The following is a 13,429-nucleotide window of genomic DNA, read 5'->3' on the forward strand; positions in this document are numbered from 1 at the left end:
AATTTGGAGATAAGTTATGTTTGAGCCTATGGTTGCAGATGATGAGCCAGCAGCAGTCATTAAAGTTATTGGTGTCGGTGGCGGCGGCGGTAATGCTGTTGAGCATATGATTGCTGAACATATTGAAGGCGTTGAGTTTTTTGCAGCAAATACTGATGCACAAGCATTAAAAAGAATAAAAGTTAGTCAAACTATCCAAATCGGTAATAATATCACCAAGGGACTTGGTGCCGGAGCTAATCCAGAAGTTGGGAGAAATTCAGCAGAAGAAGATCGTGATGTTATTCGTAGTGCGATTGAAGGTGCCGACATGGTTTTCATTGCAGCCGGAATGGGTGGTGGAACAGGAACCGGTGCAGCCCCAGTTGTAGCAGAAATAGCAAAAGAACTTGGTATTTTAACTGTTGCTGTTGTTACCAAGCCTTTTGGATTTGAAGGTAAAAAACGTATGGCTTTCGCTGAGCAAGGTATTGCTGAGCTTGCTAAACATGTTGACTCTCTTATCACAATCCCAAATGACAAATTATTAAAAGTATTAGGTCGTGGTGTTAAACTATTAGATGCATTTGCTGCAGCTAATGGTGTTTTAAAAGGTGCTGTACAAGGTATCGCAGAATTAATTACTAAACCCGGTCACATCAACGTTGACTTTGCGGACGTTAGAACGGTAATGTCTGAGATGGGATATGCGATGATGGGTTCTGGTCGTGCAAGTGGTGATAATCGTGCCGAAGAGGCTGCTGAAATGGCAATTTCAAGCCCATTACTTGAAGACATTGATCTATCTGGTGCACGTGGGGTTTTAGTTAATGTCACAGCTGGACTTGATCTTGGGTTAGAAGAATTTGAAACGGTTGGTAGCACGGTTAGAGCTTTTGCTTCTGATAATGCAACAGTGGTTGTTGGTACGACATTTGATCCTGACATGTCAGATGAAATTCGTGTTACAGTGGTTGCTACTGGTATCGGTATGGATAAACGTCCTGAAGTTAAAATTACTAAACCAGCAGCACAACATGGTTCATTATTTGGCCAAACAAATCATATACCACCACAACAAGAAGAGCCAATGCCTAAAGTGGTTAATGAACCAGCAGTTTCGCCATTAGAAGAACATAAAATTTTAGATATTCCTGCTTTTATTCGTAAGCAGGCTAATTAGTATTGAACTTATTTGATTTTTTATTGTCTAATAGGTAATAGAAGCAAATAATAAAAGTAGGTGCAAAGTGAAACAGAGAACCTTAAAAAAGACAATTCAAGCAACTGGTGTCGGCTTACATACTGGCAAAAAAGTTACTTTGACATTACGTCCTGCGCCAGAGAACACAGGTGTTATTTATCGTCGTACAGATTTAAATCCGTATGTTGATTTTCCTGTAGATGCTAAATCAGTGCGTGATACAATGCTTTGTACCTGTTTGGTTAATGAAGAAAATGTTCGCATTTCCACTGTTGAACATATCAACTCAGCATTAGCAGGGCTTGGTATTGATAATATTATTATTGAAGTAAATGCGCCCGAAATTCCAATCATGGATGGTAGTGCTAGCCCATTCGTCTACTTATTGTTAGATGCTGGTATTACTGAACAAAATGCACTGAAAAAATTTTTACGAGTTAAAGAAACAGTTCGTGTTGAAAATGGTGATAAATGGGCAGAAGTAAGACCATATAGTGGTTTTCGTTTAGATTTCACTATTGACTTTCGTCATCCAGCTATTGATAACAGTTCACAACGTTATCAATTGGATTTTTCTTCTGAGTCTTTTATTCGTCAAATTAGCCGAGCAAGAACTTTTGGTTTTATGCGTGATATTGAAGCGTTGCAATCCAAAGGTTTATGTTTAGGTGGAAGTTTAGATTGTGCAATAGTGGTTGACGATTATAAAGTTCTTAATGAAGATGGTCTTCGTTTTGAAGATGAATTTGTACGTCATAAAATGCTAGACACCATCGGTGACTTATACATGAGTGGTCACAATATGATTGGTGAAGTAGTTTGTTATAAATCAGGTCATGCTTTAAATAACCAGCTATTGCAAGCGTTACTCGCTAAACAAGATGCATGGGAATATGTAACCTTTGATGAAGAACAAAATGTTCCAGTTGCTTTAGGCACAAGACAACTTGTTTTAGCATAAGTAATTAAAATCGTATAGTCAATTTACTAACGCTTCCGCAACGGAGGCGTTTTTTATTTTGTAATTAATGAGATAATCATATGAATAACAGTCATTTTTTTGCTCACTTATCGCGGTTAAAATTGATTAATCGTTGGCCTTTAATGCGTAATGTGAGAACAGAAAACGTTTCAGAGCATAGTCTACAAGTTGCTTTTGTTGCCCATGCTTTAGCGATTATCAAAAACAAACGATTTAATGGTAATGTTAATCCTGAACGTATTGCATTATTGGCGATGTATCATGATGCATCTGAAGTATTAACCGGAGATTTACCGACACCAACTAAATATTACAATCCACAAATCACCTGTGAATATAAAAAGATTGAAAAAATCGCTCAGCATAAACTAATTAATATGTTGCCAATAGAGTTGCAAGATGATTTTAAAATACTAATTGATGACGATTATTATGATGAAACTGAAAAAAGTATTGTAAAACAAGCGGATGCACTGTGTGCTTATCTTAAAACAATTGAAGAACTTAGTGCTGGTAACAATGAGTTTAAACTGGCGGAACAACGTTTGAAAAAAACGTTGTCAGAACGAAATACCCCAGAAATGGATTACTTTTTAGAAATATTTGTACCAAGTTTCAGTTTATCTTTAGATGAAATAACGCTAGATAAATAGTTTTAACCCTAACGTGTTTACCTACTACAATATTTAAATAATTTGTAATAAGATAGATAACTAACTAATTAATATTAATTATTTTTGGTAAATATAACGCTTTACTGGACGACCAATTGGTAGATAAGTTAAATGGCTTTCTATTTCACCTAACTCTTCTAAATAATCCAGATACTTCTTAACCGATATCCGAGATAAGGGAATTAATTCAATAATATCGCTCATCGAAAAATCTTGTTGATAGTTGACAATAACATTACGTACCGATTGTAAAGTTTGCGCATCGATACCTTTTGGTAATCGATTTGCAGTATTAAAATTCTTAGTAAAAATACGATCATCTAATTGATTTTGATTAAGTATTTCAGCAGATGATAACAGTCTAATTCGTTCTTGATAGGAAATTAAAGCGGTGCGAAATCTCTCAAAAGTAAAGGGTTTAACAATATAATCAATGACTCCCAAACGTAATGCTGTTTGGATGTCATTGGTATTACATGCAGCGGTCACCATAATGATATCTATTTTAGGGTAACTAATCCGAATATATTTTAGCAGATCAAGACCATTCAGTTTTGGCATGAAAACATCAAGCAACAACAGATCTATATGGTTATCATGAATAAAATGCAGTGCTTGCTCTCCATTAGTAACCGTTGCCGCTAAATTAAAGCCGGTAAGTTTCTGTAAATATTTTTTATTGAGCTCCGCTACCATTGGATCATCTTCAACAATTAATACTTCTACCATATGACTATTTCTTCCTATAGATCTCTTTTAGTGGTAATAATACCTTAAAGCAAGTCCCTCTTTTATTATCAGAATCACATAATTGAATATGTCCATCTAACTCATCAATACTAGCTAACACTAAATATAGCCCAAATCCTCGATTATCCCCTTTCGTTGAATAACCTTTTTGAAAAATATACTGAATATCGTTTTCAGAAATACCTTCACCATTATCATTAATTTCAATTTCAAAATTGGTATTATCAATGACTAAACTTACTTTGATCTGTTTATCATCCAAAAATTGAACTGCATCAAGACCATTATCAATTAAATTACCAAGTATTGTCACTAAACTATGGGTCACCGATGTATCTATTATTGGCGCTAAAATACCATCAATGTTAAATGTTAAGGTTACATTTAGTTCTCGTGCTCGGCTAAATTTGCTATTTAAAAATCCTGCAATAATCGGATCTTTGATATATTGACTAACCAGTTTAGATTCAGCTTGTTGATTACCGATAATTTCTTCAAGATAATCAATTAATTCTAATTTATTATCATTAAAAGCTAAACCATAAATAACATGTAATTTGTTATTAAATTCATGAGATTGTGAACGTAAAGCATCTGCATAACGATTAACCCCAGTTAAATTTTCAGCCAATTTACGAACTTCAGTCATATCTCTAAACGAAGCAATCGCACCAACTAAAGCATCATTAACGAATAACGGAGTTCGATTGGTTAGTATCACTACCCCATTGATATTTTGTTCACAATCATATTCTGCATTACCACTTATCATCACTTCGTATAATCGAGTATTGGGAATAAAGTCACCAACAGGTAAACCAATAATAGTTTGTTTATCTTTTTGGATGCGTAAAATTCTAATCGCTTCATCGTTGATCTGAGTGATTAAACCCTCTCGATTGATGACCACTATTCCTTCTTTTACCGTTCGAATAATGGCATTTCGCTCAGCAAACAGTTGTGCCATCTGAATAGGTTCAAGACCGTATAAAATTTTCTTTATATTACGGGATAATAAATAAGCTAAAAGAATGGCAATTGATAATAAAGCAAATAAGGATAACCAAATCGGCTGGCTTGTTCTTGATGCTAAATGATTAATTTTTTGCAAGGTCTGACCAACCAAAACGGCACCAATTTGTTGATTTTTATCATTCATAATTGGCTTAAATGCCCGAACAGAATCTCCTAAGGTTCCCTTGGCAATTGAAGTATAGGATTCACCCTTTAACGCGCGTTGTTCATCGCCTCCGACAATAGTTTGACCGATTTTCTGTTCATCAGGATGTGAATATCTTACGCCTTGCATATTGAATATCACAATAAAATCGGTTTGCGTTAAAGCTCTGGATTGTTCTGTGGTTGCCTGGATGGCGGCGATATTTCTCGGCGTAGGGTTCTGTATCGCTTCAATAATACTTTGTGATGTCGAGATAATATTAGCAATATTCTCGACGCGTTGGCGAGAATTGATAAGATACTCATTATTCACCACATGAACAATATAAATATTTTGAGCAATAACCGAAAGTATAAACACCAAGCAAATTAAGCTTATCAACTTAACTTTGAGAGGTAATTTGTTAAATAAATATCTCATTATCATTCGTTGTATAAAAAGCGATCACTTAACTATCATAACTGATTAGTCAAGAAAACCTACTAATAAATTTCGTATTAGTAGGTTTTTAGCTAATTTAATCGATTTTTAAACACTCATTATTGTTTAGCTGCATTTTTTACACTTTCGGCAACTACCTTAGCTACATTAGGTTCGAAAGCGTTCGGTAATATACAATCAACCGATAGTTTTTCAGGTGTAATAATGTTGGCTAACCCTTTGGCCGCCGCAAGTTGCATGGCTAATGTGATATTTTTTGCTCTAGCATCTAATGCCCCTCTAAATATGCCGGGAAATGCTAAGACATTATTAATTTGATTTGGATAATCACTGCGTCCCGTCCCGACAATATAAGCACCAGCTGCTTTAGCCTCATCTGGAAATATTTCTGGTGTCGGATTTGCCATAGCAAAAATAATCGATTTTTCCGCCATCGTTTTAACCCAATCCGCTTTCAATACTCCCGGAGCCGATACACCAATAAATACATCAGCGCCGTTAACTGCATCTTGTAAAGTACCTTTTTGTCTATCCTTATTGGTTCTTTTCGCCATAGCTAAATGGTGTGGAGGTAAAGAAAGATCATCTTCGGATAATATACCAATTTTATCGACAATTTTAAGATCGGTAACGCCAGCAGCTAATAACATATCGGCGATCGCTAAACCAGCAGCACCGCCGCCATTAATCACTACCTTGACCGATTCTATCGACTTACCAGCAACTTTAAGAGCATTATATAGCGCTGCTAATACCACTATTGCTGTACCATGTTGATCATCGTGAAATACCGGAATATCTAATAGCTCTTGCAATCGTTTTTCAATTTCAAAACATCTTGGTGCACTGATATCCTCTAGATTGATACCGCCAAATGAAGGTGCTAATGCTGCAATATGTTTGACTAGCTCATCTGGATCTTGAGTATTAATTGATAAAGGAATGGCGTCCACATTAGCAAATTGTTTGAATAAAATTGCCTTGCCTTCCATGACAGGAATAGCTGCTTCTGGTCCAATATTTCCTAATCCCAAAACAGCAGAACCATCCGTGATAACCGCAACTAAATTGCGTTTACTGGTATATTCATAAACTGACTCAGGATTTTTAGCAATTTCAGTGCACACCGCAGCAACACCAGGTGTATAAGCAACACTAAGATCTGCCATTGAATTAACCGGCACTTTCGAATGAGTTTCAAATTTACCGTGCATTTGTTTACTAATTGCTAACGCTTTCTCTTGTACTGTTGTCATAATGCTTACCTTTTTAAATATTTAATCTATGTTTGGATATTTTGTGATACTAAATCAATATCTATCTCAAACGGTTTATCAAACGGTTAATTGATGCTATTTTGTATAAAATTACATATGCAAATAACGCATTAGTGCGGTGGTACCTATTACCATTAAAGCTCCGCCTAATCGTGTTGCAACTTGGGCAAAAGGCATTAAGTTCATTCTATTGGCGGTAGAAAGGATTGCGACGTCACCAGTTCCCCCCATACCACTTTGGCAAGATGAAATAATCGATGCCTCAACAGGATACATTTTTAAGAAGAAGCTACAGACAAATCCAGTCATCGAAACGGTGAAAACAATCGCAATAATGGTAATAAAATATGGGATAGTTAATACTTTAACCACACTTTCTAAATCGATGTAAAGCAGACCTAAACCAGCCATTAATGGGAAGGTAAAATTGCCGGAAATAAATTTGTACCATTGTTGGCTACCGCGTTCGACGCTCGCTGGTAATAGACGAAAATATTTAACCACCGCAGTTGCAATAATCATTAAAACCGGACCAGGAAAATGAGTTACTTTTTCTAAAATCATGCCGAAAATAAATAGCGTCGCTAAAATCATTACTGCGCCACTCATTGCTCTTGCATCAAGTGGTGTCTTATCATCTTTTAACGCTTCAGCTAAACCATCAAACTCAATTTTTACTAACTGACCATGACCACTCAAGTGAGGTTTAACTTCACCAATTCGGCTCATAATTGCTGTAAAAGTGATTGCAAAAAAGTTACCTACCACAGTTGCAGGAATTAATGCACTAACGAAAGTATTATAATCTTGATTAAGGATGTTGCTATAAGCATTGGAGAGCTGTAAAACACCTTCACCAATTCCTCCCGCCATTACCGGTGAAACCGTATAAAAGAAGGCGTGCTCCCAATCATCCCCAAAAGCGACAGCAACAGAGACACCAACTAATGCAGCTAAGCACATTCCTAATAACATTGGTATCATCATTCGAATAAAGCCTTGAACTAGAATGACTCGATGCATACCAAGAATGCTACCGCACACTAAACTGGCGATATAAAAGAGTAAAAAGTTAGAATCCTTCATTAGCATCTTGGCTGCTGATAAGGTATTTTCATCAAAAACACGGTAGTAAACCAATAATGAAGGAACAATAAGTGATAATATCGCAGGGGCGCCAAATTTTTTGAAAAATGGAATATTCTGCCCGAGAGTTCCTAAAAACCAACCTAAAGGCAATATCACTGCAAAACCACCAATTAGGGTTTTAGGTAGCATATCTAATTGGGCAGCAATAATAACGATAATGGAACAAACTAGAAATAGGGGAAGGGGGAGTGAACCTATATAAATTTTGTTTTCTTTTATATCTTGGAGCATGCTCATAACTAAACCTCTTTATGTTTTTTTATAGTACATATGCAGTATAGTTATGCAGTTAGAAATCAGAAGAATAAGAAAGTTAACTAACTGATTTTGTAATTAATGTAAGCAATAATCAGAAATTTATATAAATTATTTATTTAATTTGAAAGGTTTTAAAAATTTAAATATTAGAAAAAGATTATGAAGAACATTTAGGTGTAAATAAATATCACCTAAATGTTTATTAGTAATAAATATTAGAATGTTATATTAGCTGTAGCACCAATGTAATTAGTATTCCTTTTACTTTGACCAACATATTGATAGTCAAGATTTAAATCAATAATATTGTATTTATATTTAATGCCTGTACCCAAACTAAACTGATTTTTTGTGCGATTAGGAGCATAACTTTCCATTTTAGACAATCCATTAATTCCATTAATCTTGATGTCACTATCAAACTTATTTCGGTTAAAGTTGAATGTATAGCCTACGTTACCCGTTAAAACTAGCTGATTATCTTTATTATTTAAAATAAAATAATCTGAGGTTAAATTCATAGGCATTAAAAGAGCAGAATTAGATGCTTGTCCATATTTAACTAACTTTAAATTATTATAGCTAGCATTATGGGCACTATTTTCAGTGTGAATATAAGTTAATCCTACACTTGGTGTTATTACCAAATCTTCAATGTTTTGCCAATTATAGCCAACTGTTCCACCCAAATTCCAAGTTTTACTATGAAATTTTTCTTTTATTTTATAATAGTTATCATTTGTACTTAGATGATTTTTCCCATAATTATAACCAGCATAAGTGGATGTAAAAATATTCGTCGGAAATTTGTAGTTTGAATATAATTGAATTTGATATTGTTTGATATCCGAATCATTAGATGATGCAGCTTTATCTTTATATTCTCCTGTAGAATAACCAATAGCTGTACCAATTAAAAAATCTTCTTTTATAGCTTTATCAAATCCCATAATAAAGCCATTAGATGAATATTTATATCCTGAAATGCCATGATTACTGTCAGTATTTTCGTGATAACGCGTTAGATTTATCCATAACTCGTTATCCATATTTTGTGATTGATTAAATTGGCGAATTCTTTTATCTAAAGTTGCTTTAGTATAATTAACAGAATTAAGGGCTATTTCGGTTAAATGTAAACCATGATTATTATTATAAAGCCCAGCTATATTTCGATTAAAATTAAACGAAGTACCATTCGATTCAACGGCTAAATTACCTCTGGCTATATTACTTAAAATTTGCCAGTTCAAATCACCTGCTTTTGATTTATCTGAGCTTGTATTTCCATTTTGAGTTGGATTATATAATGACTCATAAGCTACTTTACTTAAATTTTCAGCAAAATGTTTAGCGACATTTTTTGAATTGGTGCCGATTTGCTGATAATAACGCGAAATTTGCCTTGTTGTCGCGGCTTTGGCATTTTGGGAATCAGCAAAATTGGTCACATTACTTGCATTAACAAAAATTAAATCGTTACCGGATTGCTTGAAATTTAAATCACCATAGATATTTTGAATAAGTGCTTTAGTTTCAGATTCGTTTATATTGGCAATTTTTAAGCTGTTATTTGCTGATAATACGACGGCATTTAAATCAGTCGACGTATATTGTAAGCTTTTTAATAAAAAATCATCAGTAGCAGAAAATCGAGCTATTGATGATACATTAATCTTATCACCCTTTATTATATTGGGTTGTTTATTATCAGCGACACCAAAACTTATAGTGCCATCAACATTTAGCTGTGAGGTATTGTTCGTTTGATCACTTATAAACAAAGAACCTTTTGATGATTCTAATGTAGCATTTTTACCAACATTTAATTGTCCGTCAGAGGCAAGTTTAATATATCCATTACCTCGGCTCGCACTTAAAATAGCTTGATCAACCACATCAAAATTACCACCATGACTGACATCAACAGTGCCTTCACGCATCACAATCATTTTTCCCGTTTTACCAATTAAAACAGAAGATCGGTTTTTATCATCATTGGTTGTTGCTAATACCGTTCTAGCACCAATAATTTCAATGTCACCACCTGTTAGATTAAATGTACGAGTAGTTAAGCGAGCTGGTGCTGATGCGGTACCTGCTAGATGGTTATCGCCACTACGAATGTTAGTATCACCATCTACGGTCACAGTGGTTTCTCCTGAGGTATTTTGACCAGTTCTCATGACATTACCTGCTAATATCATCAGTCCGCCTCTTTTTTTATCGGCACTCAACTCGACATTAATATCGCCTGTAACATGAACGTTGATATCATGATCAATAGGATCAAATGGAAAATCTTCATGTAAACCTAAGTATTGGGTAAAAAATTTAGTATCGAATTTTCCTATCCATGTATCATTATAAATTTGAAAATTCCCTAATATATTCATATTGATATCACCTTTAGAAAGTGAAGGTGATTGCGTTGCTGTTTTACCACCAAAACCAAGATGAAAAGAACCTTCACTATTAACGGTTAACCCATTGTTGGCATTAATCGTTACTGGCGCGGTACTAGTATTTGTTAAGAAGTAACGGTCATTAACATGATTAAAAGGTAAGGCTAGATCTGAGGATATCTCTTGATTGACGGCTTGCACATAATTGATGCTACAAACACTAATGAGTAATGATGTGATTAATTTAAGTTTCATAGTTTTAGAAAGATTTTATTAAATTGTAAAGATAGTGATAATATACCATCAAGAATGATAATCAATACTATGTTCAATTTTTAATGCAAAATAAGCATAAATCACTAAGATTATTCAGGTCTATCAATGAGTAACTTTTTATTTAATCTGATATTATTTGTTTCATTAATAGCTCCATAATAAAAAATAGATTCACACTTATAAATTAACGAAATATTGTAAATTCATTTAGTTTCATCTGAATCTTAGTGTATCTTTTAGATAGTAGTATGCTGACAGTAAAATTATTCTAAAAAGGGATTTTCTGGGAAAGTTCTTAGGAGGATCCGTGATATGAAAAATTTTTTCATACTTTTGCGTCCCTTCATAAATAAGTTTATCTAAGCTAACAAAGCTTATTGAGCAATACCTTCTCAATTCTTCCACTACCATTATCAATAATATGGAGTTAGTGTTTTCACACTTGATAGGATTAATAAACAATTAAACAATATAAAATTTTGTTTCAGTATTGGAAATTGATTAAACAACACTCTAATTTTTATTAATGTCGCGTTTTGCCATTGTCATTTGATTCAATCAATTGATTGCCATTTATAGTCGGTATAATTTTAAAAATACCTAAATTTCGAAGAGTTTTATCCGCTATCTGTTGGTAATTTTTTAAAGCTCCCTTTGTGTGAATAAATCAATTTTTAATCTTAGATGTGTTTTATCAATTTTCTCAAATGTTTCTTCAGAACCGGTAAAGCAAGAGTTACCCTAATTATCAAAGTATTTTGAGATAAACGTACCATCAGCATTAACCTTTAAAGAATTACCATAAATATATCTCGTTCCAACTGCATTTTGTGTAGTCTTTTAAAATTAGAAATTGATGACTCAAATAAATTTACTTTATCAGTTATCAGTTGATTAATTTTCCAAAAGTCTTTTTAGCAAAAATGACCGACGCTATTTGCTGTAAAGCGAGTAAATGGAAACAATAGTAAAAAAGGATTTTTTTGATGGTTATTTTTTATGCTTTATGGATAAACGATCTTACTTAATATCTAATATTAGATAAGTAACATAATAAAATTTTACTCAGATTTAAAAGTTAATAAAATTTCATACGAGCTCTAGATTTAAAAAACGTTTCTCAATTTTTTATTGAGAAGCGGGATTTTATTAACGTAATAAGCAGGCTTGAATTTTATCCACTTCGTTATTAAGCGCTTCAATAACTAAATCTGGGTGGACTCTTTCTATGGTTTTTACATTTTCAAAACCCTCATTGCTAAAAGATCCAGTATTCTGCTGAGCTTGTTTGATATTGCTAAATAAATAACGGATATTATTGGCATTGCGGGTTGTAGTTAAAGTATAACTGACAAAATATTTAGATTGAGACTGATAACTAGTAACAGCATTGGCAACAATGTTATTGCCTTCAACTAATTTGATGGTTTCTCCACCATTGATAGTAATTGCCTGTTGGGTTGGCATATTATAATACGGCCACCATGCAGAACCTAAATAGTTTTCACTGTTCAAAACTACTGGGCTATTATCAAGTTCTTGTGCTATACAGAGTGATAATGAAGAACGAAGTAAGGTAATAGGACGAGAAGTGCTGTATTTATTTATAATATCTTCACCCGAAGAGTTTTGCGCGATCTCCACACCTTGTGTTTGATAGATTGACAGCATTTTGTGAGAAGCACAACTAGTTAACAACGTGACTAGTACAGTAAAACCAATTAACTTTCTCATAACTCATCCTTATTCGTTAGATTAGTTCAATTCTATATGGTTATACAAGGATTTACTAGTATTTAGAAGAGAAGGGTTTAAATATTTTAAACTATCAAAAAACAGACTATTTATTACATTAGATTAATTATGGTTTTGCAGGAAAACGAGAGAAGTTTGTCCTTCTCTCGTTTTCATTATTAATCCTCTTTGCCACGAATTTTTCGAGATAATCGTTTAAACCCGTGAGTGAATTTTTTAATGGCCATTGCCATAACCGGTACTTTTATCTTAATACCAAAACGTTCGCGTAATTCGATGGCATCATTAGCTTTAGTTAGCCAAATGAAACCAGAGTTGGTTAAGTCGATAGCTTTGATTTTACCTTCAGGTGTTAAAATAAAATTACCACCATGAACATCGTTAGAAACTAGATTATAGCTATGTAACTTCTCAATGCAGTCTTTTATCTGTTCACCATAGGTTTTCATCTCTTCCCATTTTAAAGAGCGGCCTTCAATAAAATTGAAAATCATATAATGGCGTTTAGTCACTTTATCAAATGCAACCAGATAAAGTTCATAAGCAATATCACATTTGTCTAAAGCGATTTTGGCTAACTTATGAATTAAATTGAAATAAAAATCACCTGTAAGTTTGGCAATCAAACGACGCTCTAAGCGGTGTTCAACTCCGCCATCAATTTTAAAAATGAATTTGCTTTGACCGTGATCGATTAAATAGGTATATCGCTCAATTCTATCACTTGGATCGAGTAATTCATGATGGCCTTCTTCTGCCAAAAATTGGTCAAAAAGGTCTAGATAATTGATTTCATCGTTTTCAACGTAGGAAAATTTCATGTTGCCACGTTCAATTTCAATAATTTTTGCAAAGTTATTCAAATTTTGTCGTCCTAAGATAGATCAAAAAAATTAAGTTATCTTAAACATTATCCCCATTAAAGTAAATCCATCAACCCTATTAAAATAAACAACAAAGCTTTATCTAGTGGTAGTTTTTAACAATAGTTATTTTTAAATTAATCATAGATGGATTTATAACTTGCGATTTTAAGTTATAAATATTTCATTAATAAATTTAACCACTACTTTTTAATTGCAAGATCACATTATTTCTT

Annotated in this window: 10 protein-coding genes; 3 read left to right on the top strand and 7 right to left on the bottom strand. The window is 33.6% G+C overall.

The annotated features are described in order from the left end of the window. Positions 1-28: 28 nt before the first annotated feature. The 3 genes from ftsZ to yfbR all read left to right on the top strand — a co-directional run bounded on the left by ftsZ (position 29) and on the right by yfbR (position 2,818). Positions 29-1,162 carry a cell division protein FtsZ gene (gene ftsZ, locus DKK70_RS03165; protein ID WP_375334966.1) on the top strand — a complete coding sequence of 378 codons (1,134 nt, stop codon included), beginning with the start codon at positions 29-31 and terminating at the stop codon, positions 1,160-1,162. A 67-nt stretch (positions 1,163-1,229) separates the two neighbouring features. After that, entirely contained in the window at positions 1,230-2,144 is a 915-nt protein-coding gene (lpxC, locus tag DKK70_RS03170; protein ID WP_110432699.1) for a UDP-3-O-acyl-N-acetylglucosamine deacetylase, read from the top strand. Positions 2,145-2,224: 80 nt separating this feature from the next. Continuing rightward, positions 2,225-2,818: a 5'-deoxynucleotidase gene (gene yfbR, locus DKK70_RS03175; protein WP_110432700.1), complete on the top strand. Its 594-nt coding sequence runs from the start codon at positions 2,225-2,227 to the stop codon at positions 2,816-2,818. A gap of 78 nt (positions 2,819-2,896) precedes the next feature. Here the strand turns inward: yfbR and DKK70_RS03180 are convergent, their stop codons facing one another. From DKK70_RS03180 to DKK70_RS03210, 7 genes are all read right to left on the bottom strand, one after another. After that, a complete protein-coding gene (locus DKK70_RS03180; protein ID WP_110432701.1) occupies positions 2,897-3,568 on the bottom strand; it encodes a response regulator in 672 nt (223 codons plus the stop codon). A 4-nt stretch (positions 3,569-3,572) separates the two neighbouring features. Next, a complete protein-coding gene (dcuS, locus tag DKK70_RS03185; RefSeq protein WP_181415896.1) occupies positions 3,573-5,189 on the bottom strand; it encodes a DcuS/MalK family sensor histidine kinase in 1,617 nt (538 codons plus the stop codon). Between the two features lie 119 nt (positions 5,190-5,308). Continuing rightward, positions 5,309-6,466, bottom strand: coding sequence for an NAD(P)-dependent malic enzyme (locus DKK70_RS03190; protein WP_110432703.1), 1,158 nt, complete (start codon positions 6,464-6,466; stop codon positions 5,309-5,311). Between the two features lie 111 nt (positions 6,467-6,577). Further along, entirely contained in the window at positions 6,578-7,873 is a 1,296-nt protein-coding gene (locus tag DKK70_RS03195; protein ID WP_110432704.1) for a 2-hydroxycarboxylate transporter family protein, read from the bottom strand. A 236-nt stretch (positions 7,874-8,109) separates the two neighbouring features. Next, positions 8,110-10,554: an autotransporter family protein gene (locus DKK70_RS03200; protein ID WP_110432705.1), complete on the bottom strand. Its 2,445-nt coding sequence runs from the start codon at positions 10,552-10,554 to the stop codon at positions 8,110-8,112. Between the two features lie 1,170 nt (positions 10,555-11,724). Continuing rightward, on the bottom strand, positions 11,725-12,309 hold the full coding sequence (locus DKK70_RS03205; protein WP_110432706.1) for a hypothetical protein: 585 nt from the start codon (positions 12,307-12,309) through the stop codon (positions 11,725-11,727). A gap of 179 nt (positions 12,310-12,488) precedes the next feature. Beyond that, positions 12,489-13,193 (bottom strand): lipopolysaccharide core heptose(II) kinase RfaY, encoded by a 705-nt coding sequence (locus DKK70_RS03210; RefSeq protein WP_110432707.1) that lies wholly within the window; start codon positions 13,191-13,193, stop codon positions 12,489-12,491. Positions 13,194-13,429: the final 236 nt, after the last annotated feature.

It is taken from the genome of Gilliamella apicola (assembly GCF_003202655.1).
Lineage (GTDB): Bacteria > Pseudomonadota > Gammaproteobacteria > Enterobacterales > Orbaceae > Gilliamella > Gilliamella apicola_R.

Excerpts from the sequence above, each read along its gene's own strand:
- DKK70_RS03200 (WP_110432705.1), bottom strand. The coding sequence starts at position 10,554 with ATGAAACTTAAATTAATCACATCATTACTCATTAGTGTTTGTAGCATC.
- ftsZ (WP_375334966.1), top strand. The coding sequence starts at position 29 with ATGGTTGCAGATGATGAGCCAGCAGCAGTCATTAAAGTTATTGGTGTC.
- yfbR (WP_110432700.1), top strand. The coding sequence starts at position 2,225 with ATGAATAACAGTCATTTTTTTGCTCACTTATCGCGGTTAAAATTGATT.
- DKK70_RS03190 (WP_110432703.1), bottom strand. The coding sequence starts at position 6,466 with ATGACAACAGTACAAGAGAAAGCGTTAGCAATTAGTAAACAAATGCAC.
- DKK70_RS03195 (WP_110432704.1), bottom strand. The coding sequence starts at position 7,873 with ATGAGCATGCTCCAAGATATAAAAGAAAACAAAATTTATATAGGTTCA.
- DKK70_RS03205 (WP_110432706.1), bottom strand. The coding sequence starts at position 12,309 with ATGAGAAAGTTAATTGGTTTTACTGTACTAGTCACGTTGTTAACTAGT.
- dcuS (WP_181415896.1), bottom strand. The coding sequence starts at position 5,189 with ATGAGATATTTATTTAACAAATTACCTCTCAAAGTTAAGTTGATAAGC.
- DKK70_RS03180 (WP_110432701.1), bottom strand. The coding sequence starts at position 3,568 with ATGGTAGAAGTATTAATTGTTGAAGATGATCCAATGGTAGCGGAGCTC.